The following is a 21,176-nucleotide window of genomic DNA, read 5'->3' on the forward strand; positions in this document are numbered from 1 at the left end:
GACCGATGACATTTACCGATCTGTTCGTGCGCCGGCCGGTGCTGGCGCTGGTGGTCAGCACCCTGATCCTGCTGTTCGGCGCGCTGGCGCTCAGCCAACTGCCGATCCGCCAATACCCGCTGTTGGAAAACTCCACCATCACCATCAGCACCGACTATCCCGGTGCGTCGTCCGAGCTGATGCAGGGCTTTGTCACGCAGCCGATCGCCCAGGCGGTGTCGTCCGTCGAGGGCGTTGACTACCTTTCATCCTCGTCGGTGCAGGGGCGCAGCGTGGTGACGGTGCGCATGGCGCTGAACCGCGACTCGACCCAGGCGTTGACCGAAGTGATGGCCAAGGTCAACCAGGTGCGCTACAAGCTGCCAGAGCAGGCTTACGATCCGGTGATTGAGCGCTCCGCCGGTGAAGCTACCGCCGTCGCCTATGTCGGCTTTTCCAGTAAAACGCTGTCCACGCCGGCGCTGAGCGAATACCTGACGCGGGTGGTGGAGCCGATGTTCACCACTATCGACGGCGTCGCCAAGGTGGAAGTGTTCGGCGGGCAAAAAATGGCGATGCGCCTGTGGCTGGATAGCGATCGGCTGGCCGGCCGCGGCCTGACCGCCGCCGACGTGGCCGACGCGGTGCGGCGCAACAACTACCAGGCGGCGCCGGGCAAGGTGAAAGGGCAGTATGTGGTTGCCAACGTGCGGGTGAATACCGATCTCACCAGCGTGGAGGAGTTCCGCAATCTGGTGGTGCGCAACGACGGCAACGGCCTGGTGCGCCTGAAAGACGTCGGCACCGTGGAGCTGGGCGCCGCAGCCACGGAAACCAGCGCGCTGATGGATGGCGAACCGGCGGTGTTTCTCGGCGTCTTCCCCACGCCGACCGGCAACCCGCTGGTGATCGTCGACGGCATTCGTCACCTGATGCCGGCAATTGACAAGATGCAGCCGCCGGGCGTGAAGATGGCGCTGGCGTTCGAAACCGCACGCTTTATCCAGGCCTCGATCGATGAAGTGGTGCATACCCTGCTCGAAGCGCTGGCGATCGTGGTAGCGGTGATCTACCTGTGTTTGGGATCGCTGCGCACCGTGCTGATCCCGGTGGTGACCATTCCGCTGTCGATCCTTGGCGCCGCCGGGCTGATGCTGGCCTTCGGCTTCAGCGTCAATTTGCTGACGCTGCTGGCGATGGTTTTGGCGATCGGTCTGGTGGTGGACGACGCCATCGTGGTGGTGGAGAACGTGCATCGCCATATCGAAGAGGGGAAAACGCCGCTGGCGGCGGCGATGATCGGCGCGCGCGAAGTGGCGGGGCCAGTGATCGCCATGACCCTGACGCTGGCGGCGGTCTACGCGCCGATCGGCCTGATGGGCGGGCTGACCGGCGCGCTGTTTCGCGAGTTCGCGCTGACGCTGGCCGGCGCGGTGGTGGTGTCCGGCGTGGTGGCGCTGACGCTGTCGCCGGTAATGAGTTCTCTTCTACTGCCTGCCAAACAGAGCGAAGGGCGCGTGGCGCGCGCCGCCGAGTGGTTCTTCGGCGGCCTGACGCGGCGCTATGCGCGCGCGCTGGATTTCTCGCTGCACCACCGTTGGGTGACCGGCGCGCTGGCGCTGCTGGTGATGATCAGTCTGCCGCTGCTGTACCTGATGCCGCAGCGCGAGCTGGCGCCGACCGAGGATCAGGCCATCGTACTGACCGCCATCAAGGCGCCACAGCACGCCAACCTGAACTATGTCGAGCGTTTTGCGTACAAGCTGGACGAGGTTTACAACCGCATGCCGGAAACCGAAAGCCGCTGGATCATCAACGGCAGCGACGGCACCGCGTCCGGCATCGGCGGCATCAACCTGACGCTGTGGCAGGCGCGCCAGCGCTCGGCGTCAGCGGTGCGGGCCGATCTGCAGCGGGCGGTGAACGACGTCGAAGGCACCAGCATTTTCGCCTTCCAACTGCCCGCGCTGCCGGGCTCCACCGGCGGGCTGCCGGTGCAGATGGTGCTGCGCACGCCGCAGGACTACCCGCAGCTGTATCGCACCCTGGAAGAGGTGAAGCAAAACGCCAGAAACAGCGGCCTGTTTATGGTAGTGGACAGCGATCTGGACTACAACAACCCGCTGGCGGAGGTGCATATCGACCGCGCCAAGGCCAACAGCCTCGGGATACGCATGAGCGATATCGGCGAATCGCTGGCGGTGCTGGTGGGAGAAAACTACCTCAACCGCTTCGGCATGGACGGGCGCGCCTATGACGTGATCCCGCAGAGCCTGCGTGAACAGCGGCTGACGCCGCAGGCGCTGGCGCGGCAGTACGTTCGCACGCAGGACAATACGCTGGTGCCGCTCTCCACCGTGGTGTCGGTGGCCGTTAAGGTCGAGCCGAACAAGCTGACCCAGTTTAACCAACAGAACGCCGCCACCCTGCAGGCCATCCCCGCGCCTGGCGTTTCGATGGGCGAAGCGGTGGCCTTCCTCGAACGGCAGGCCAATGCGCTGCCGGCCGAATTTAGCCACGACTGGCAGGGGGATTCGCGCCAATATACCCAGGAAGGTAGCGCGCTGGCATTCGCGTTCCTGGCGGCGTTGGTGATCATCTACCTGGTGCTGGCGGCGCAGTATGAGAGCCTGAAGGATCCGCTGATCATCCTCATCACCGTGCCGCTGTCGATCTGCGGCGCCTTATTGCCGCTGGCGCTGGGTTACGCCACGATGAATATTTATACCCAGGTCGGGCTGGTGACCCTGATCGGGCTGATTAGCAAGCACGGTATTCTGATGGTGGAGTTTGCCAACGAACTGCAGATGCATCAGGGGTTGACGCGGCGTGCCGCGATTTTGCAGGCGGCGCAAATTCGCCTGCGGCCGGTGCTGATGACCACCGGGGCGATGGTGTTCGGCTTGATCCCGCTGCTGTTCGCCAGCGGCGCAGGGGCTGCCAGCCGCTTCGGTCTGGGATTGGTGATCGTGTCCGGCATGCTGGTGGGCACGTTGTTCACCCTGTTTGTGCTGCCGACGGTGTATACGCTGCTGGCGCGCGATCACGCGGTGGCGTCGCCCCGGCAACGTGAGTTGGCCGCCGCGCAAAAGGCGCTGACGGAATAAACCGCCGGCGCCCGGATGAAAAATAAACCCGCCGAGGCGGGTTTTTTCGTCAGTTTTTGCAGCCCATCAACTCCGGCAGGACGCCGGGTTTGCTCTTCAGCGAGGCCTGTACGTCGTCCGGCAGACCGGCCCAGATGATCAGGCCGGTACGCTTCTCGATCTCGTCCACCGTCACGCGGAATTGGCAGAAGTCGGCGCCCTTCGGCGTGTTCTGATCGAACAGGAAGGCGGCATAGTGGTTCACCGCCGGGCTGTTGTTGATGAAAATCACCTTCCAGTAGGCGCTGGGGATGGTGTGCGCTTTCTGGGTGCCCGGCAGTTTGCCCATATCGCGCTCATACAGTGGCCCGGTCACGGTATAGACCGAGGAGATATCGGCGCGATCGATAAGCTTGCGCTCCTGATCTTCCAGCCGTGCCCAGGCGCCCTGGTTAAGATCGGACTTTTGCGGCGTGATATTGGACAGGTAGTTCAGCGATTCCCAGTCGGAAACGCCCGCCAGCGAGGCCAGCGGCGCCTGATGGCCGCGATCGACCTTCAACGCCGCATTGGCGCCGGTGTAATCGGCGGGCGCCAGGGTATCCGCCGGATTGAGCGCCGGGTCGGTTTTCCAGTTGCGCGTCTTGCCACTGGCCGGCGTGTCTTTGGTGATGTGATAGGCTACCCAGTTGGCGAATTTGGTGGTGCTGTTGTTGTTCAACGTATAAGCATGACGCACGATCGACACGTTGCTGCTGCCGCCGGTCGGGCAGCCGACCGCGCAGTTGTCGATGGATTCGAGCGTGTCGGCCGACGCCTGTACGGCGAACAGCAGGGCGGCCAGGGCCAACATCTTGTTGTTAAAGCGCATATTCATATCCTCAATAAGTTAAAAAATACTGTATATATCCACAGTGAATTAAACTTATCGCAGTGAAACGAATACAACAATGCAACATATTCATGTTGTGAATGTGTCGGCGTTGGCAGAGCGGAACGGCGCCCTACACGCCGCTTGGCCGATCAAAAACGCCAAAATGCGCGTGAACAAAGGATCAGCATCGGATAGATCTCGAGGCGGCCGAGCAGCATGGCGGCGCACATCAGCCATTTCGCCGCATCGTTCAGCGTGCCGAAACCGGCGGCGGTTTCTCCGTACCCCAGCCCCATATTGTTGATGCAGGCGGCGACGGTGGCGAAGGCGGTGACCAGATCATAGCCCATCAGATTCAGCAGCCAGATAAACAGGCAGGTGAACAGTACGTAGAGGAAGAAGAAACTCCAGACGGAGCGCAGCGTTCGATCCTGGATCGGTGCATTGCCGACCTTGATGGTATACATGGCGTTGGGATGCACCAGTTGGTTGATCTCGAGCCGACTTTGCTTGTACATGATCAGAAAACGCAGTGCTTTAATGCCGCCGCAGGTGGAGCCGACGCAGCCGCCGAAGAAACTCGCCGCCAGCAGCAGCATGATGGTATGGGACGGGATCCGGGTGTAATCGGCAATCGCCAGGCCGTTGTCGGTCATCATCGAGCTGGTGAGGAAAAAGCCGTGCACGAAGGCGTCTTTGACGCCGTACATGCCTGAACGGTACAGCTCGATACACACGATCGCCACGACGATGGCCAGTATCAACAGGAAAAAGCGCAGCTCGGGGCTGCGGTACAGCGGTTTCAGGCTGCGGCGGCCGACGGCCACGAAATAGAGCGTGAAGTTCACCGCCGCCAGAATAGAAAAAATGCCGCCGACCATTTCCACCGCCGAACTGTCGTAGTACCCCAGGCTTTCGTTGCGGGTGGAAAATCCGCCGAGCGAAACGGTGGAAATGCCGTGGCATAACGCATCGAACCACGGCATGCCCGCCAGACGAAAGGCGACGGTGCAGGCTAATCCCAGCCCAAGGTAGATCAACCACAGGTTTTTCGAGGTATCGGCCAGGCGTGGCGTCAGGCGTTCCTCCTTGAACGGGCCGGGCATTTCCGACTGGTAAAGTTTGGCGCCGCCGATGCCCAGCAGCGGCAGCACGGCCACCGCCAACACGATAACCCCGAGGCCGCCGATAAAATTGAGCTGGGAACGGTAGTAGAGGAATGATTTGGGCACGTTCGAGACGTCATTCAGCACCGAGGCGCCGGTGGTGGTGATGCCGGAGACCCCCTCAAACATCGCGTCGACCAGCCGGACGTTCAGCGTATCATCCAGCCACAGCGGCAGGGCGCTGATCGCGGAAAACAGCAGCCAAAACATCACGATGATCAGAAAGCCGTCCTGAGTGCGCAACTGCACTTTCGACTGGCGGGTGCTGAACCAGCCCAATCCGCCGAGCGTGGCGGCCACCACCAGGGTATAGAAGAATGAGAAGGCGCTTTTTTCTTTATACAACAGGCCCATCAGCAGGGGCGGGATCATCGAAAGGCTGTAAAGAAGGACCAAAAAGCTGCAAAGATGAATGACGACCAGGATTTGTTTGGTTTTGACCATGCTGTTGCTCGGAATGCCTGCCGACAATGTGTCAATTTATTGAAGTGTATCAAGCATAAAGCAGGCGATATAAAAATAGCGTAAAAATTCATATCGCCGAATAAGTATGGCCGGTGAGCCTGCCGGGGAGACGTTATTCCAGCAGGTCGTTGACCGTGCGGCGCACATAGTGCGTCATTTGCGCCAGATCGTCCGGCGATACCGGGCCGCCGCCGGCGCGCACCACCTGCTGTTCAATCTGGGCGATCTCTTGCTCGACCTTGTTGGCGATTTGCACTTTGACTATCTTGTCCACCGAAGACAGCAGCACCTTCAAGACCACTTTCAGCGCGATGTTCTCGCAGAACGAGTCGTAGTGATGAACCGGCGGCGGCGGGGCCGGAGCCGGCTCGGGCGCGCGCGGAGCCAGAGCCTTGAAGCTGTCTACATTTTCAATAATAAGATCCATGTCTCTTATTAGTTCATCAAAATCTTTAGACACTGACTTATTCCCTTCGCTGTGCGCAAAAAACAGAACGCCCGTCCTCGCGCCTAAGGCTGACGAGCGACGGGCAGAACGAATTCGGGCCTGGCCTTCAGACGCTGAATGGCCGGGGGAGGGGCATTCTAACCTTGCGGCGGGTCGGCAACAAGATGGGGCCGTGCGAATGCGCGACCCTTTGAATCACAGGCGCAGGAGGGTGCTTAACTTTTCAGCTTGGCGGTGATTTTTGCCACGTGCTCGCCCTGATAGCGGGCAATGGTCAACTCTTCGTTGCTCGGTTGCCGCGAACCGTCGGCGCCGGCGATGGTGGTGGCGCCATACGGGGTGCCGCCGCGTACCTGCGAAACGTCAAACAGCTCTGGCGTGGCATAGCCGATCGGCACGATGATGAAACCGTGGTGCGCCAGCGTGGTCCAGGTGGAACTGATGGTGTGTTCCTGGCCACCGCCGGTGCCGGTGGAAGAGAAAACGCTGCCTACCTTGCCGTACAACGCGCCAGAGGCCCACAGGCCGCCGGTCTGATCGAGGAAGGTGCGCATCTGCCCGGCCATATTGCCGAAGCGGGTCGGCGTGCCGAAGATAATGCCGTCATAATCCGCCAGCTCCTGCGGGCTGGCGACCTGCGCCTGCTGATGTTGTTTGCCCCCGGCTTTGGCAAAGGCCTCCGGCGTCATGGTTTCCGGCACGCGTTTAATCGTCACGTCCACGCCGTTAACCCGATTCGCGCCTTCGGCCACCGCCTGCGCCAGGTGTTCGATATGGCCGTACATTGAGTAATAAAGCACCAACACTTTCGTCATGTTCCGTACTCCCGCTCAGATGATTAACAAAAACCCTTGATAAGCATAGAAGCGAATGACGAATTTGGTTTTGTCGAATGGCGGATTCAGGGCAAGCGCCGCAGCTTGTGCGCCAGCCGCTGTTCCTGCCAGCGGCTGAAGACATTGCGCAGCAGCAGGGTACGCACCGCCCGCATGACCAGCGCGAGGCTCATGCCGCCGATCGCCCACAGCGACCAGAGATATTGCGGGTGGGTAAACCAGTTGATGGCGAATAACATCACGCCAATCACGGCGAAACGCACCGCCATGCTCAGCAGTTTGCCTTCTGCCGCGACCTGGCGACGAATGCGCTGTTCGTCAGGCGTCTCCTCCTCCATTGCCTGTTGCGGCTGCGCATTGAGATCGCTGACCTGCACGCCCAGCGCGGCAGCGATCGCGTTCAAGGTTTCCAGGCTGGCCTGTTCACCGTTTTCAATCCGCTGGACGGTGCGGGTGCTGAGGCCGGCGATCGTCGCCAGCTGCTCCTGCGACCAGCCTTTTTCCAGACGTAATGGCCTGATGCGGTACTTTTGCATGGTGCACTCCTGAGTTCGCTGTCACTGTCATTCAGTGTAGGGCGAGCGGGGTGGCGGCGCCACGACAGCGGCACGACAGCGACACGACATCCGCTGCCGGTGCGGGCCGGCGGGCGGTCAGAAGGCGACGTTGCGGATAAAGCGCAGGGGTAGGTCGCCGTGGTTGGCGTAAGCGTAGCGCTGATCGCTGTTGAAGGTTTGCGCGGTGCCGGCGGTGAGCGTCAGCGTATCTTGTTCCAGCTCCAGCGTCAGGGTACCGGCAATCACGTAGATCATTTCGCTCCAGCCTTCGGCGTCCGGCGCAGAGTCATAGCGCTCGCCCGGCATCAGCGTCCATTCCCACAGCTCAGCCCGCTGCCGCGCCGGTACGCTGGCGGCGAACAGCGCCTGGCTGCCCGGCTGCGCGCCTTGCCAGGCCAATTCCCCGACCATATGGCTGCCGCGCGCCTCCGGCGCCTGGATCAGATCGGTAAAGGAAATCGCCAGGGCGGCGGCGATCTTGTCGAGCACTGCCAGGCTGACGTTGCGATCGCCGGCCTCGATGCCCGCCAGCATGCGGCGGCTGACGCCGGAAAGCTCGGCCAGCGCCATTTGGCTCAGGCCCGCCTGTTGGCGGTAGCCGCGCAGATTGCTGCTCAGGTACTGCAGCACCTTGGGGGGATCGGTTTTTGCGTTATGCGCCGTATTGCTCATCGCCGGACTTTATCTCATACTGGCAGGATCTGTGCATTATATTGCACTCAGCAGGAAGGGCAAGCCGGTGTCAGCAGCAAAAAAATCCTTTATTTCCGCGGTGGTTCCGCAAATCAGGCTGCCGGAAGCGGTGTTGATTTTCATCACCATGATCTGGGGCGGCACCTTTTTGGCGGTGCACCACGCAATGCAGGTCAGCGGGCCGTTCTTTTTCGTCGGCCTGCGTTTCGCCACCGCCACGCTGGCGCTGACCCTGTTTTCGCTGCGCGTGCTGCGCGGCCTGACCCTGTATGAACTGAAGGCGGGCGTGCTGATTGGGCTGGCGATTATGTTTGGTTACAGCATGCAAACCGTCGGCCTGCAGACCATCACCAGCAGCCAATCGGCGTTTATCACCGCCATGTACGTGCCGATCGTGCCACTGTTGCAATGGCTGGTGCTGGGGCGGTTCCCCGGCATCATGTCGTGGATCGGCATTCTGTTGGCCTTTACCGGCCTGATGCTGCTGGCGGCGCCGAGCAGCACCGACATGACGCTGAGCCTCGGCGAAATTCTGACGCTGGCCGGCACCCTGGGGATGGCGGCAGAGATCATTCTGATCGGCGCTTTCGCCGGCAAGGTGAATATCCGCCGGGTGACCATCGTGCAGCTGGCGACCGCCTCGCTGACCTCATTTTTGATGATGGCGCCGACCGGCGAGTCGCCGCCGCCGTATTCGGATTACCTGCTGTACAGCGCCATTGGGCTAGGGCTGGCCAGCGCCTTGATTCAGCTGACCATGAACTGGGCGCAGCGCAGCGTTTCGCCGACGCGGGCCACGGTGATTTACGCCGGCGAACCGGTCTGGGCGGGCATCGTCGGGCGGTTGGCCGGCGAGCGTTTGCCGGGCGTGGCGTTATTGGGGGGCGCGTTGATTGTGATTGGCGTGGTGGTCAGCGAGCTGCGCGTGCGGCGCAAGGATAAAGCGGCGGTGGCGACGGAAGCGGATTAGCGCAGGGGCTTAGAAAGAAGAAAGGGGCGGAGATATCCGCCCCTTTTTGCATCACGCGGTTTTCTTCTTGCGCAGGAACACGTAAGACAGGCCGAGCACGATGAACCACAGCGGGGTGACGATCAGCGCCTGGCGGGTGTCTTCGCGCAGCGACAGCAGCACCAGCACGAACATGAAGAACGCCATGCATACCCAGCACATCAGCTTGCCGGCCGGCATCTTGTAGATCGATTTCTGGTGCAGCGCCGGGCGCTGTTTACGGTAGACCAGATACGAGCACAGGATGATGGTCCAGACGAACATGAACAGAATCGCCGATACGGTGGTCACCAGGGTGAAGACCGTCATCACGTTCGGGATCAGGTAAATCAGCACCACGCCGCCCAGCAGGCAGATGCAGGAGAAGGTGAGGCCGTTGGCCGGCACCGCGCGTTTGGACAGGTTGGCGAACGATTTTGGCGCGTCGCCTTCCTGCGCCAGCCCGAACAGCATGCGGCTGGTGGAAAACACGCCGCTGTTGGCGGAAGAGGCGGCGGAGGTCAGCACCACGAAGTTGATCACGCTGGCCGCGGCCGGCAGGCCGACCAGCACGAACAGTTCAACGAACGGGCTCTTGTCCGGCACCACGGAGTTCCACGGCGTCACCGACATGATGACGATCAGGGAGAACACGTAGAACATGATGATGCGGATCGGAATCGAGTTGATGGCGCGCGGCAGCGATTTCTCCGGATCCTTGGTTTCTGCGGCGGTGGCGCCCACCAGCTCAATGCCGACGAAGGCGAATACCGCAATCTGGAAGCCGGCGAAGAAGCCGCTGATGCCTTTCGGGAACATGCCGCCGTCATTCCACAGATGGGTGAATGAGGCCACGGTGCCGGTCGGCGATTGGAACTGCATGGCGATCATCACCAGCCCGGCGACGATCAGCCCGACGATGGCGATGATTTTGATCATCGCAAACCAGAACTCCATTTCGCCGAACATCTTCACCGTCGCCAGGTTAAGGCCGAGCAGCAACAGTACGCACAGCAGCGAAGCGATCCATTGCGACAGCTCGGGGAACCAGAACTGGGCGTAGGTGGTGATCGCCACGACGTCGGCGATGCCGGTGACCACCCAGCAGAACCAATAGGTCCAGCCGGTGAAGAACCCGGCCCACGGGCCGAGCAGGTCCGCAGCGAAATCGCTGAACGATTTGTATTCCAGATTGGACAGCAGCAGCTCGCCCATGGCGCGCATCACGAAGAACAGCATAAAGCCGATGATCATGTACACGAAAATGATCGACGGGCCGGCCAGGCTGATGGTTTTCCCGGAGCCCATAAACAGACCGGTGCCGATGGCGCCGCCGATGGCGATCAGTTGAATATGTCGGTTAGTGAGGTTTCGCCGTAGATGATCTTCTGAAGCGGGCGTCGCGTCAGTCGCTATTTTAGAGTGATCTACCATCTGATGATGTCCTGTTTTACCTGTCATTAGTGAAGTCGCGAGCTCTGAAGTGGCTCTTTTTTATACATTTATCCGGTTGGCCCGGCTTTAGTAAGGTAGTGCAATAACGCCACCTTTGTGCAACATGTTTACAACATTTATACGCGGGATAAAAGTCGATCAATCTTTACACGGAGGAGGCAAATCGGACGTTCAGGGAGCGGAAGATTACTCTTCAAAAGGTGGGATTAACAGACCTTATGCGGCTTATCTCGTTGATTAAACAAAGGGTTGCAAAGCTCGCATGAGAAAAAGTAATGAGTGGAAGCGTTTGACGGCGGCACTGACGAGGAGGACAGTTTATCTCGTTGGGTCGTTAGCTCAGTCGGCAGAGCCGTTGACGCTTAATCAATGGGTCACAGGTTCGAACCCTGTACGACCCACCAACCAAATCAGCGTGTTACGCCGAGGTTTTTCTCTGCTTGTTTCCTCATTGCGCCGTTTTAAGCGCGCTTTTTGCAAAAAAATTCGCATTTTTCGACTGATGTTCAGAAAGGTGATCTGGCGCAAACTGCGGTGTTGCACGGCAGTTTATACGGCAAGAGAGGCTGTGCGCTGGCGCAACGTCGGCGCATGAGCCGATCATTTGCCCAAGAATCTTTCAGGTCAAGATGCGGGGAATAAATGCGCAGCCGACATCAAGATCAGCGCCCAGGCGGCGGCCGAGAGTGCGGCGGTGGCATAGACGCGCCCCAGCGGCAGCTTCAGCATGCCGGCCACCAGCGGTACGGTATAGCGCATTACCGCCAGAAAACGCGAGGCGAACAGCAATGGCAACCCGCGCTTTTGCAGGGCGCGCTGGGCTTTGTGCAGCGGCGCATGAAAACGCGCCGGTAGCCGGCTGCCAAGATCGCGGCGGCATAGCAGTGCGCCGCAGTGGAACGACAAGATCGATCCCAGCACGGCCCCGAGGGTGATGGCCGCCCAAACGGCGCTGACAGGCAGCGCGTGCTTGCCCGCAACGATGCCCATCAGCAGCGTGACCGAGGCGGGCGGCAGGACGGAGGAAACGAAGATCACGGATTTACCCAGCGCAAACAGGAAAATCAGCAGCAGCAACATCTCCGGCTCCGGGGTGTATTTGGCGATAATATGCGTCAATTCATCCATTTAACACCTGTGGGCGAGGGGGCTGAATGCCAGTGTCCCATCCGCAGGTTCAATAATGGCTAAATAACGCGCCGCTATCCGGCAATCTTTGCATCTTGCTTGCTCACGTCGGTGCGCCGGTTTTTGAGCGCCCACAACAGCGCGGCGCACAGCAGTGCAAAGGCGGCCAGCACCAGCGGCCCGGCGTGCGGGCTGTGAAAACGCTGTTCCGCCTCGGTGCGGATAAGCGGGGCTAAAAAGCTGAACGCCGCGCCGAGCGTGGTGCAAAAGCCGATGCCGGCCGCCAGTGCCGGGCCGGTGAGCACCTGAGCGGGAAACGTCCAGAAAATCGGCTGTACCGCCAGGAAACTGACTGCACAACAGCTCAGTGCGGCGATAGCGAGCAAAGGACCGGCATAGGAAGAAACCACCAGCCCCAGCGCCGCCGCGACCATGCAGGCGACGGCGATCGGTAGTCTTCTGGCGGTGTTTCTGTCGGCAAAGCGCGGCAGGAAATAGACGCCCAGCGCAGAGAACGCCCAGGGAATGGCGGCCACCAGCGAGGCCTTGAAGCCGAGATGGGTGCCCATCAGCGAGGCGACCTGTGAAGGCAGGAAAAACATCAGGCCGTACACGCCGATCTGCAGGGTGCCGTAGATCAACGCCAGATGCCAAACTTTGCCGTTTCTCAACGCTGCTTTGACGCTGCTGGTTTCGGTCTGCTGCTGTTCGGCGGCCAACTGTGCGACCAGCGCCGTGCGTTCTTCCTCAGTCAGAAAGCGGGCCTGCTGCGGGCTATCGTCGAGATAGAAAAAGGCGAAGACGCCGAGGGCGACGGCCGGCAACCCTTCCAGCACGAACATCCAGAACCAGCCGGGCTTACCCAGCACGCCGTGCATCTCCAGCAATGCCCCCGACAGCGGGGAGCCGAGCGTCAGGGCCGCCGGCACGCCGAGCACGAAAATGCCAATGACCGAGGCGCGCACCTTATTGGGAAAATAGATCGACGCGAGCAGCAGGATGCCAGGGTAAAACCCGGCCTCGGCGATCCCCAGCAGAAACCGCAGGACGATAAACAGTTGTTCGTTGGTCACCAGCCCGGTGCAGGCCGACAGCGCCCCCCACAGCGCAGTGGTGGCGCTGAGCCAGCGTTTGGCGCCCCAGCGGTTCATCAGCAGGTTGGCCGGGATGCCGAACAGCGCATAGGCGGCAAAAAATATCCCCGCGCCGAGCGCAAAGGCGGATTGGGACAGCGCGATATCGATAGCCATCGCGTCCTTGGCAAAGCCGACGTTAACCCTGTCGATAAAGGCGACAAAGTACATGGCGAACATCAATGGCACCAGCCTGCGCCAGGTTTTGCCAATGGCGACGTTGAGCGCAGGAGCGGCATAGGTGGTGTGATTCACTGGCGTTAACCTCTCTTCTGAGAATGACAAGCGTCGGTCACAGGACCGTCCTGATGCCGTTGCCCTCAACACGACGGTAACCACGGTTTCTCTTCGCGATCCTTAAAGGTCTAAAGGACTAATGGTCAGGCCTTTGAGGGCAAAAAAAACGCCGCGTATCGGGTCGGCAGGTTGGTGCAGACATCACCATGGTAAATGGTGTGTTACTTTTTTGTTAACCGGAAGTTCACGCAGGGTCAGTGTAGGTTCAAGCGCTTTGATCGAGATCTGTGTGCGCTATCACCGAATTGGCAACCCGGCGATAGGCCTGGAGCAGGGTGCTTTCATCTCGGGAGTGAGGACGCTAAGGTGAGGCACGGCAAAACAGAATGCAGGAGCGCAACATGCTGAAGGTCATCGCTGAAGACTTTATCCACCCGGAACATATTGAAACCGTTATGCCATGGTATCGCGAGCTGGTGGAGAAAACCCGTCAAGAACCGCTGTGCATCAGTTATGAACTGTGCATCGACCAGCAGGACCCCGGGCATTTTATTTTTATCGAAAGCTGGCCGGATCGTGCCGCCCTGGATGTGCATTGTCAGACCGAGCATTTCACCCGGCTGGTGCCACAGATCAATCAGCATCAGCGCAAGCCTTGCACCTTCCTGTTTATGCAGGTATTTCCCGGTTTGAACGGTGACTGGATGAAAAAAGCCCCGCATGGGGGGCGGGGCTAATGGCTTCTCAATGCATCTTTTAATGGTTAATAAATAACCTTATTGCTTGAGGCATACCCTGAGAATGCTCCTAAATGCATTCATACTATGAATGATTATGCGCAGTGGCCTCGCTGGCGGTCCTGATGTCGCGCAACATACGGCGGCGTATCAGCCCGCTGACCAGGCGAATAGTATACCAGTAGGGGGTGAACCGCCGTCGGCTGGCGTCGTCGGGGCAGAAGATGCGCGTTTCCGTTACCAGGCGGCAGTGGCCGCTCGGCAAAGGGGTCACGACGTAACCCAACGCCAGTTTGGCTACGCCGGGCTGAGCGAAGGCCAGAAACCCCGGCCCGTCGGCGACGTCCTCCAGACCGTATTCGGCCTGCCAAAAGCGGCCGATCAGGCCATAGACCAGCGCCGTTTCATCCCGCTCAAGCAGGCAAAAGTTATGCAGGCCAAACGGCGGTGGGTTGGGTTTATCGCGCGGTATCAGCCGTGCGGGCAATTCGCGCAGCGCTATCATGCTGCGGAAAAAGCGATCGTGCTTGGGATCGTAAGCGGCCACGGCCGCCAGTATCCGGGCCGGCGGTGCGGCGATGGTGATGGCATGCCGCTCCGAGAACTGGTATTGCCCAAGGTATTTATTCAGCAGCGCCATGCTTTGCATTCTCCCGCCATTCGCTTTGCAGCAGAGCGAAACCGAATTCGTCGCCCCACGCGCCTTTAAAAAACACGTTTTGCCGCCAATGGGCCTCGCGCCGAAAACCCAGCTTGCCGAACAGCGCGGCGGCGCCAAGATTACGGGCGTCCACCACCGCGGTAATGCGGTGCTTCGCCAGCGGCCCGAACAGCAGGGCGATGACGGCGTTCAGCGCCTCGTGCGCCATCCCTTGCCGCTGATGGCTGGGTGCGCAGGTCACGCCCAGTTCAGCCTGGCGCCCCGCATCGAAAAAATGCACCGCGACATCGCCGAGCAACGCGCCGTCTTCGCGGCGCTCGACCGCCAGTTGAAACCAGCTGTCTTCACGGTTGAACTCGAGCCGCCGCTGCCGTTCGAAAAAGGCCTGCGCATCGGCGGCGCCGTAGTCGCTCCAGCTTTGATAGCGCGCCACGTCGGGGTGGCTGCGGTAGGCGGTAAAGTGGGGCAGATCGTCGGCCGTGAACGGGCGCAGGATCAGCCTGGGGGTCAGCAGAGGCAAAGGGCGCATTGTTTTTCCTTATCAGCGCATTAGGGCTACCGGCAGTGTAGCCCAGCGCCGAGAGGCGGGCTGCGTAAAATGAGCTGTGGCGGAAAAGCGGAAATGCCGGTTCAGGCGAACCGGCAGGGGTATTATCGGCGGGCGGCAGCCTGACGCAGGCGCTCGACCGGGCCTTGTTGAAAAGCGAATGAGGGGGCTTCCTGCCGTGCCAGCCCCTGGCGCACGATGGCCTTAACCGTTTGGCTGGCGGCAAGATCTTTTCCGGCGATCTGTTCGGCGATGCGCAGTGCTTCTTCCCGGGCCGTCCCCTCGCTGATACGGGAAATGGCGCCGTGTGATAACGCCTCCTGCGCATCGACGATTCTGCCGGTCAGCAGCCAGTCGATCGCGACATAGGGAGAAACTCGCGCCGGCAAGCGCGCGCACCCGCCTTGTGCGGCGACCAATCCGAGCCCGGTTTCGGGGAAGCTGAAGCGTGCGCCCTGGCCGGCGACGATCAGATCGCAGGCCAGAGCGAGCTCAAAGCCACCTCCGTAAGCGATGCCATCAACGGCGGCGATGATCACCTTGGCGATCTGCGCATGGATCAGCCCGCCAAACCCCTCCGGCGTGACGATGGGCAGTTCACCCTGATGAAAGGCGTTGATATCCATGCCGGCGGAAAATACCGCCGGTTGACCGGCCAGGACGATTGCGTGCACCGAGTCATCGTTATCTGCCTGCCGCAGGTAGGTGCGGATCAGCTCGGCCATCTGCAGGTTGATGGCGTTCTTTTTTTCCGGCCGATTGAGGGTGATGACCGCAACCTGCTCGCCATGGCGCTCATAAAGCACTGGGAGGGCTTCATTCATTGTTGGTCTCTCCCCGGAAAAACAGCAGCGTCAGCAGCAGGGCGATGGCGCCGAGCGGCAGCGAAAACAGCGGCAGGTAATGGGCCGGCAGCGCGTAGAGCGTCAGGCCGCCCAGCATGCCGCCCGCCGCGATGCCGGCGTACAGCACCGAGCTGTTGAGCGACACGGTCAGCGCGCCAAAGCGTTTCGACAGCGACAACAGGTGATGTTGGATCGGCACCAAATACATCCAGCCGGTAATGCCCCAGACCAGGAAGATGGCCAGTACCCACCAGGGGGAAGTGACATAAAAGGCCAGCAGAAACAGGGACAGCGTCTGGAGCGCCACGGAAAACAGCAGCACAAACTTGCTGCCGAGGGCATCGGTTAACGCACCGGAGGCAAAATTGCCGATCACCGCGCCAATACCGAACACCAGCAGCGCGAGGGGCAGAATCGCCTGCGGGCCGAACTGGGTGTTTTTCAGCAAGACGCTGACGTAGCTATAGACGATGTGTTCCGAGCAAACGGCAAAAAAGGTGATCAGCAGCGTAGTCAGCACCGCCTTTTGCCGCAGCGGGGCGAGCCGCTCTTTCAGCGAATGCTTGCCCGGTGGCGCAATGGCGCGCAGCGCCAGCGACAGGCCCAGCAGCGCAATTGCCCCCAACAGGGCGATGAACAGGAATATCTCACGCCAGCCGATCAGTTTGGCGAGAAAGGTACCGAATGGAATACCGAGCGCAATAGCCAACGTCATGCCCCCATAGACGATGGAAATGGCCAGGCCGCGGCGTTTTTCCGCCACCAGCCCCACGGCGGCGGCGGCGGCCTGCGGCGTGTAACAGGCCGCTCCCAATGCGGCCAGCACTCTGCCGAACGAGATCTGCAGGTAGCTGGTGGCCCAGGCGCAGGCCAGATTGCCGGCGATGAACAGTACCAGCGCCAACTGCAGGATATGCTTGCGGTTGACGTTGCCGAGCAGCCAGGCGGTCAGTGGCGCGAACAGCATATAAGCCAGCGCGAATACCGATATCAACTGCCCCGCTTGCGCGGGGCTGACGGCAAAGGTATCGGAAATGTCACTGAGCACGCCGGCCACGATAAAGGCGTCGGTGCCGATGGCGAACGTACCGGTTGCCATTAGACAGAGCGTGACCAGATGGCCGTTATAATCCGCTAACTTCATCCTGCCCTCCGCAGATCGTTCACCGCCCAGACCCGTCCCAGCGCCGCCAGGAACGTCTCCACGTCGGCATGGGAGTGCGCCGAGGTTGGCGTTACCCGCAGCCGCTCGCTGCCTGCGGGCACCGTCGGCGCATTGACCGGCTGCACGTAAATATCATGCTCATCGAGCAGTACTTTGCTGATGTGTTTGTTGCGGTGCGGATCGCCGACCCGCAGCGGCAGGATATGGCTGTCGGCCGACACCAGCGGAATGCCGGCGGCGCGCAGGCCGGTTTTCAGATGATCGACGATCGCCAGCAGGTGCTTGCGCTGGGTGTCATGCTCGAGGTTGTATTTAAAACTGGCCAGCGCGGCGGCCACCACCGGCGCCGGTGACGAGGTGCTGAAGACGAATGCCGGGGCCCAGCTACGCACCGCCTCCACCACCGAGCGGGGTGCGGCGATATAGCCGCCCGCCGCACCGTAAGACTTGCCGAAACCGCCCTGAATAATGGTGATTTTATCCAGCAGGCCCAGCTGTTCGGCGTAACCCAGCCCCCGTTCGCCATAGACGCCGGCGGAGTGGATCTCGTCGAGATAGGTCAGCGCCTGATACTGTTCCGCCAGCGCCACGATCTGTGCCAAGGGAGCGAAGTCACCGTCCATGGAATACAGCGACTCGAAGGCGATCAGCTTTGGCCGCGCCGGATCGGCGGCCTGCAGCAGCTCGGCGAGGTGTGCCACATCGTTGTGGCGGAAGATCTTTTTCTCCGCCTTGCTGTAGCGGATACCGTAAATCATCGAGGCGTGATTCAGCTCGTCGGAGAATACGATCAGATCGGGAATGGCGTCACACAGGGTGGACAAGGTGGCGTCGTTGGCGCCGAAACCGGTAGTGAACAGCAGAGCCGATTCTTTGCCGTAAGCGCTGGCCAGCAGCGTTTCCAGTTCGCTGTGGTAGACCGAGGTGCCGGAAATGCTGCGGGCGCCGCAGGTGCCCAACCCGACCCGGTTAACCGCTTCGGTGGTGGCCAGCAGCACTTTGGGGTGGTGGCTCATCGCCAGATAGTCGTTCGAGCACCAGACGTTGAGACGGCGCTCACCTTGCTGTCCGTGGCTGGTGGCCCAGGGTTTGTCCTGTACGCCGCGTTCAAGGTTGAGGAACTCGCGAAAACGCCCCTGTTTTTTGGTTTCCGCCAGCTTTTCTTCAAGAATGTTCAGTACGCTCATAGCATATTCCTTGTGTTAAACGGCTTTAAGGTTTAGTGACAGACCCTGGCCGACGCCGACGCACATCGTCACCAATGCGTTGCTCGCCTGTCGGTCGCGTAATTCCAGCGCCGCCGATAGCACCAGGCGCGCTCCGGACATCCCCAACGGATGACCGAGCGCGATGGCGCCGCCGTTCGGGTTAACCCGCGCGTCGTTGGCGTCGATACGCCAGTGTTTCAGCGCCGCCAGGACCTGTGAGGCGAACGCTTCGTTAATCTCGATGATGTCGAAGTCGTTTAAGGTGAACCCGCCGCGCTGCAGTAAGCGCTCGGTGGAGGCGATCGGCCCCAGCCCCATCAGCGCAGGTTCAACCCCGGCGGCCGCGCTGTCGCCGATCTCCGCCAGAGGTTGCCACCCCTGACGCTTCACGTAGCGCCCGGAAGCCAGCAGCAGCACGGCGGCGCCGTCGTTGATGCCGGAAGCGTTGCCTGCCGTGACTGTACCGCCGGCGGAGAACGCCGGTTTCAGCGTCTGCAACTGTTGCAGCGTGCTGAGCCGGGGAAACTCGTCCTGCGCGAATGTGCGGGTCGTTTTACGATCCGCCGGCACGTCTACGGGCGTGATTTCCCGCGCCAGCCGGCCGCTGTCGATCGCCCGGCGAGCCTTCTGCTGCGAGGCCAGCGCGAACAGATCCTGTTCCTCGCGTGAGATATGCTGCCGTTGAGCCACGTTTTCCGCCGTGATGCCGAGCGGATCGCTGCCGTAGCGCTCCGCCAGCCGCGGATTAACAAAGCGCCATCCCAGCGTGGTGTCGTACAGCTTTACCCCCTTATCGAATGGCGTTTCGCTCTTGCTCAGCACATAGGGCGCGCGGCTCATGCTTTCCACGCCGCCGGCCAGAATCAGTTCGCTAAGGCCGCTGCGGATTTTTGCCGCGGCGTAGATCACGGCATCCAACCCGGAGGCGCAAAGGCGGTTGAGGGTGATGGCCGGCACCGACGGATCCAGTCCGGCAAGCAGCGCCGCCATGCGGGCGACATTGCGGTTGTCCTCGCCGGCCTGGTTGGCGCAGCCCAGAACCACTTCGTCCAGGCTCGCTTCCGCCGCCGGATGGCGCTGCAGCAGACTGCGAATGATCGTTGCCGCCATGTCGTCGGGGCGGGTATGCGCCAGGCTGCCACCATAGGCGCCGATCGCCGTGCGCGTGCCGTCGATCAGATAAACGCCGTCATCTTGAATGCTCATCATTAATCCTTAAGGCGTGGTCGTCAGCGCCGGTTGCGCGGCGTGCAGAAGGGTGTAATGCGGCGCATAGCGTGCTGCGTGCAGCAGCTGCGCCAGGTTGCTCAGCGTCGTCCTGACGTTTTTCTCCCCCAGGCTATCTAGCCAGCCGAAAATGCCGTCGGCGTAGTTAACGCCGGCGACGGCGGCGACATCGATGTCTTCCCGGCTGCAGACGCCGCTTTCCACCATGATCACCGACTCGTTGATTAGGCTGCTGAGGACGCGGGCGACGATCAGCGCCGGGGAATCCTTGATAAATTCAACCTGCGGGATTGCCGTGTGCAGCAGGCGTAAGAACAGCGCTTTATTGGCTGCAGAGGCGTGGCGGCTGTGCGCTGCCACCAGATACGCCGTGTCGGCGTAATTCAGGGCGACATCGACCACAAAGGCATCCGCCGCCGTCTGCTCGGCCAGCTGGTTTGCCGTGCGGCCATCGGTGATGCTGACGGTGAAAGCGTCATTGATCCGGACGGCCGGCCCCAGGCCCGGTAATGCCGGCCGTTGTTCCACGCGCAGCTGTGGCCACTGAAGCGCGGCACGTTGTTGTAACAGGGTAAAAAAAGGGTGTTCGCCGTAAACGTGCAGCGTCTCAATGTCTGCATCGGTGGCGGCCATCACCGGCGGGGCGTTTTCTTCGACGGCAAAATAGGAGCGGCCGTTCTTTTTTCCCAATAGACCGGCATCGACCAGCGAACGCTGCAGGTGGCCGGGGGTATAGCGCGCGTCGTATTGCATGTCCTGCCAGATTTGCCGACTGACCTGATAGTTGATGTCCTGGCCGATAAAATCGGTCAGCTCGAGCGGCCCCATACGAAAGTGCCCGCCGGCCTTGAGGGCACGGTCGATCTGCGGCGCGCGCGCCACGTGTTCTTCCAATAGGCGGAACCCTTCCAGGTAGTAGGGGCGGGCCATGCGGTTGACGATAAACCCCGGCGTGGCCTGGCAGACAACATCGCGTTTCCCCAACGCGGCCACCAGTTGACGGCAACGCTCCGTGGTGGCGTGTGCGGTAAAGTAGGCCGGGATGATTTCAATCAGTTTCATCAGCGGCGCGGGGTTAAAAAAGTGCAAACCGATAAACCGCTCGCTGTGCGTCACCGCGGTTGCCAGCTTATTCAGCGACAGTGAGGAGGTATTGGTGGCGATCAGCGTGTCGGGCTTGACTGCCGCGGCGATGGCCGCCAGCACCTCAAGTTTGGTTTGCTCTTGCTCGGCGATGGTTTCTATCACCAGCTCGCTGTCGGCAATGGTCTCAAATACCGAGGTGAACACCAGATTGGCCAACACCGCGCCTTTATCCTGCAGCGCGATCTTACCCTGTTCGACTTTCTTGTTCAGGTCTAGCTCGATATAGTCGCGAGCCTGATTGAGGGTATTGCCGTTGCGATTATAAAGCACCGTGCGAATGCCTTTTTGCGCGAAAAGATAAGCGATGCCTCTGCCCATCGTTCCCGCGCCGATAATCGCAGCCGACTGAATTGCCGCATTACTTTCTGCCATAGAAAATCCCCGTCACTGTATGCCATGCGAAATTCGCAAATGCTTATTATCTCTTTGGATTTACGGCGGCACTGGGTGCCTGTCTGGAAAGTAATTGGCGGTGTCCTGGCTGTCTAACGGTAGAAATGACAGGTTTACGTGCCGAGGAGATTATGCTATTCGCGTAGTTTTCCTGTTCGGTGCAATAAAAAGGCTTATTTTAAAGGGAATAGCTGTTTTCGTT

The 21,176-nt window shown here is 60.6% G+C and carries 19 protein-coding genes and 1 tRNA gene; 4 read left to right on the forward strand and 16 right to left on the reverse strand.

All coding sequences use genetic code 11. From position 1 onward, the window contains the following. Positions 1-5 precede the first annotated feature (5 nt). The gene (locus HMPREF3138_RS23825) at positions 6-3,086 is read left to right on the forward strand and encodes a MexW/MexI family multidrug efflux RND transporter permease subunit (protein ID WP_038875286.1); all 3,081 of its coding nucleotides are present in this window, start codon (positions 6-8) and stop codon (positions 3,084-3,086) included. A gap of 49 nt (positions 3,087-3,135) precedes the next feature. On the opposite strand, the gene HMPREF3138_RS23830 is transcribed toward HMPREF3138_RS23825, so the two are convergent. From HMPREF3138_RS23830 to HMPREF3138_RS23855, 6 genes are all read right to left on the reverse strand, one after another. Next, on the reverse strand, positions 3,136-3,936 hold the full coding sequence (locus HMPREF3138_RS23830) for a DNA/RNA non-specific endonuclease (RefSeq protein WP_038875289.1): 801 nt from the start codon (positions 3,934-3,936) through the stop codon (positions 3,136-3,138). A 152-nt stretch (positions 3,937-4,088) separates the two neighbouring features. Further along, positions 4,089-5,549: a TrkH family potassium uptake protein gene (locus HMPREF3138_RS23835; RefSeq protein WP_038875292.1), complete on the reverse strand. Its 1,461-nt coding sequence runs from the start codon at positions 5,547-5,549 to the stop codon at positions 4,089-4,091. A gap of 133 nt (positions 5,550-5,682) precedes the next feature. Beyond that, positions 5,683-5,997, reverse strand: a complete 315-nt coding sequence (locus HMPREF3138_RS23840) for a hypothetical protein (RefSeq protein ID WP_016928271.1) — start codon at positions 5,995-5,997, stop codon at positions 5,683-5,685. A gap of 236 nt (positions 5,998-6,233) precedes the next feature. Further along, positions 6,234-6,833 carry an NAD(P)H:quinone oxidoreductase gene (gene wrbA / locus HMPREF3138_RS23845; protein ID WP_038875296.1) on the reverse strand — a complete coding sequence of 200 codons (600 nt, stop codon included), beginning with the start codon at positions 6,831-6,833 and terminating at the stop codon, positions 6,234-6,236. 86 nt (positions 6,834-6,919) lie between these two features. Continuing rightward, on the reverse strand, positions 6,920-7,390 hold the full coding sequence (locus tag HMPREF3138_RS23850) for a helix-turn-helix domain-containing protein (protein WP_038875303.1): 471 nt from the start codon (positions 7,388-7,390) through the stop codon (positions 6,920-6,922). 117 nt (positions 7,391-7,507) lie between these two features. After that, complete coding sequence (locus HMPREF3138_RS23855) at positions 7,508-8,083, reverse strand: helix-turn-helix domain-containing protein (protein WP_038875306.1); 576 nt, start codon at positions 8,081-8,083, stop codon at positions 7,508-7,510. 67 nt (positions 8,084-8,150) lie between these two features. Between HMPREF3138_RS23855 and HMPREF3138_RS23860 the strand changes: the two genes are divergently transcribed. Next, entirely contained in the window at positions 8,151-9,074 is a 924-nt protein-coding gene (locus HMPREF3138_RS23860) for a DMT family transporter (protein WP_038875309.1), read from the forward strand. Between the two features lie 51 nt (positions 9,075-9,125). Here the strand turns inward: HMPREF3138_RS23860 and cycA are convergent, their stop codons facing one another. Next, the gene (gene cycA, locus HMPREF3138_RS23865; RefSeq protein WP_038875313.1) at positions 9,126-10,526 is read right to left on the reverse strand and encodes a D-serine/D-alanine/glycine transporter; all 1,401 of its coding nucleotides are present in this window, start codon (positions 10,524-10,526) and stop codon (positions 9,126-9,128) included. A gap of 349 nt (positions 10,527-10,875) precedes the next feature. Here cycA and HMPREF3138_RS23870 point away from each other — a divergent pair. Further along, positions 10,876-10,951, forward strand: a tRNA-Lys gene (locus HMPREF3138_RS23870). A 220-nt stretch (positions 10,952-11,171) separates the two neighbouring features. Here the strand turns inward: HMPREF3138_RS23870 and HMPREF3138_RS23875 are convergent. Further along, complete coding sequence (locus HMPREF3138_RS23875; protein ID WP_038875315.1) at positions 11,172-11,675, reverse strand: DedA family protein; 504 nt, start codon at positions 11,673-11,675, stop codon at positions 11,172-11,174. A gap of 74 nt (positions 11,676-11,749) precedes the next feature. Continuing rightward, positions 11,750-13,063 (reverse strand): MFS transporter, encoded by a 1,314-nt coding sequence (locus HMPREF3138_RS23880; RefSeq protein ID WP_038875316.1) that lies wholly within the window; start codon positions 13,061-13,063, stop codon positions 11,750-11,752. Between the two features lie 383 nt (positions 13,064-13,446). On the opposite strand from HMPREF3138_RS23880, the gene HMPREF3138_RS23885 reads away from it, so the two are divergent. After that, the gene (locus tag HMPREF3138_RS23885) at positions 13,447-13,782 is read left to right on the forward strand and encodes a putative quinol monooxygenase (protein ID WP_048233851.1); all 336 of its coding nucleotides are present in this window, start codon (positions 13,447-13,449) and stop codon (positions 13,780-13,782) included. Between the two features lie 85 nt (positions 13,783-13,867). Here HMPREF3138_RS23885 and HMPREF3138_RS23890 read toward each other — a convergent pair whose 3' ends face one another. The 7 genes from HMPREF3138_RS23890 to HMPREF3138_RS23920 form a co-directional block, all read right to left on the reverse strand. After that, positions 13,868-14,422: a hypothetical protein gene (locus HMPREF3138_RS23890; protein ID WP_038875318.1), complete on the reverse strand. Its 555-nt coding sequence runs from the start codon at positions 14,420-14,422 to the stop codon at positions 13,868-13,870. After that, positions 14,406-14,972, reverse strand: coding sequence for a GNAT family N-acetyltransferase (locus HMPREF3138_RS23895; RefSeq protein ID WP_038875320.1), 567 nt, complete (start codon positions 14,970-14,972; stop codon positions 14,406-14,408). The genes HMPREF3138_RS23890 and HMPREF3138_RS23895 overlap by 17 nt, the downstream gene beginning before the upstream one ends. Positions 14,973-15,094: 122 nt before the next feature. Then, positions 15,095-15,814 carry an enoyl-CoA hydratase-related protein gene (locus HMPREF3138_RS23900; protein WP_038875322.1) on the reverse strand — a complete coding sequence of 240 codons (720 nt, stop codon included), beginning with the start codon at positions 15,812-15,814 and terminating at the stop codon, positions 15,095-15,097. Next, positions 15,807-16,979, reverse strand: coding sequence for an MFS transporter (locus HMPREF3138_RS23905; RefSeq protein WP_038875325.1), 1,173 nt, complete (start codon positions 16,977-16,979; stop codon positions 15,807-15,809). The genes HMPREF3138_RS23900 and HMPREF3138_RS23905 overlap by 8 nt, the downstream gene beginning before the upstream one ends. Continuing rightward, a complete protein-coding gene (gene hemA / locus HMPREF3138_RS23910; protein WP_038875328.1) occupies positions 16,976-18,187 on the reverse strand; it encodes a 5-aminolevulinate synthase in 1,212 nt (403 codons plus the stop codon). The genes HMPREF3138_RS23905 and hemA overlap by 4 nt, the downstream gene beginning before the upstream one ends. Positions 18,188-18,202: 15 nt before the next feature. Next, the gene (locus HMPREF3138_RS23915) at positions 18,203-19,414 is read right to left on the reverse strand and encodes an acetyl-CoA C-acyltransferase (protein WP_038875331.1); all 1,212 of its coding nucleotides are present in this window, start codon (positions 19,412-19,414) and stop codon (positions 18,203-18,205) included. A 9-nt stretch (positions 19,415-19,423) separates the two neighbouring features. Continuing rightward, the gene (locus tag HMPREF3138_RS23920; RefSeq protein ID WP_038875333.1) at positions 19,424-20,953 is read right to left on the reverse strand and encodes a 3-hydroxyacyl-CoA dehydrogenase NAD-binding domain-containing protein; all 1,530 of its coding nucleotides are present in this window, start codon (positions 20,951-20,953) and stop codon (positions 19,424-19,426) included. Positions 20,954-21,176: the final 223 nt, after the last annotated feature.

It is taken from the genome of Serratia sp. HMSC15F11, assembly GCF_001808215.1.
GTDB lineage: Bacteria > Pseudomonadota > Gammaproteobacteria > Enterobacterales > Enterobacteriaceae > Serratia > Serratia nevei.

Excerpts from the sequence above, each read along its gene's own strand:
- HMPREF3138_RS23825 (WP_038875286.1), top strand. The coding sequence starts at position 6 with ATGACATTTACCGATCTGTTCGTGCGCCGGCCGGTGCTGGCGCTGGTG.
- HMPREF3138_RS23830 (WP_038875289.1), bottom strand. The coding sequence starts at position 3,936 with ATGCGCTTTAACAACAAGATGTTGGCCCTGGCCGCCCTGCTGTTCGCC.
- HMPREF3138_RS23835 (WP_038875292.1), bottom strand. The coding sequence starts at position 5,549 with ATGGTCAAAACCAAACAAATCCTGGTCGTCATTCATCTTTGCAGCTTT.
- HMPREF3138_RS23840 (WP_016928271.1), bottom strand. The coding sequence starts at position 5,997 with ATGGATCTTATTATTGAAAATGTAGACAGCTTCAAGGCTCTGGCTCCG.
- wrbA (WP_038875296.1), bottom strand. The coding sequence starts at position 6,833 with ATGACGAAAGTGTTGGTGCTTTATTACTCAATGTACGGCCATATCGAA.
- HMPREF3138_RS23850 (WP_038875303.1), bottom strand. The coding sequence starts at position 7,390 with ATGCAAAAGTACCGCATCAGGCCATTACGTCTGGAAAAAGGCTGGTCG.
- HMPREF3138_RS23855 (WP_038875306.1), bottom strand. The coding sequence starts at position 8,083 with ATGAGCAATACGGCGCATAACGCAAAAACCGATCCCCCCAAGGTGCTG.
- cycA (WP_038875313.1), bottom strand. The coding sequence starts at position 10,526 with ATGGTAGATCACTCTAAAATAGCGACTGACGCGACGCCCGCTTCAGAA.
- HMPREF3138_RS23875 (WP_038875315.1), bottom strand. The coding sequence starts at position 11,675 with ATGGATGAATTGACGCATATTATCGCCAAATACACCCCGGAGCCGGAG.
- HMPREF3138_RS23885 (WP_048233851.1), top strand. The coding sequence starts at position 13,447 with ATGCTGAAGGTCATCGCTGAAGACTTTATCCACCCGGAACATATTGAA.
- HMPREF3138_RS23890 (WP_038875318.1), bottom strand. The coding sequence starts at position 14,422 with ATGGCGCTGCTGAATAAATACCTTGGGCAATACCAGTTCTCGGAGCGG.
- HMPREF3138_RS23895 (WP_038875320.1), bottom strand. The coding sequence starts at position 14,972 with ATGCGCCCTTTGCCTCTGCTGACCCCCAGGCTGATCCTGCGCCCGTTC.
- HMPREF3138_RS23900 (WP_038875322.1), bottom strand. The coding sequence starts at position 15,814 with ATGAATGAAGCCCTCCCAGTGCTTTATGAGCGCCATGGCGAGCAGGTT.
- HMPREF3138_RS23905 (WP_038875325.1), bottom strand. The coding sequence starts at position 16,979 with ATGAAGTTAGCGGATTATAACGGCCATCTGGTCACGCTCTGTCTAATG.
- hemA (WP_038875328.1), bottom strand. The coding sequence starts at position 18,187 with ATGAGCGTACTGAACATTCTTGAAGAAAAGCTGGCGGAAACCAAAAAA.
- HMPREF3138_RS23915 (WP_038875331.1), bottom strand. The coding sequence starts at position 19,414 with ATGAGCATTCAAGATGACGGCGTTTATCTGATCGACGGCACGCGCACG.
- HMPREF3138_RS23920 (WP_038875333.1), bottom strand. The coding sequence starts at position 20,953 with ATGGCAGAAAGTAATGCGGCAATTCAGTCGGCTGCGATTATCGGCGCG.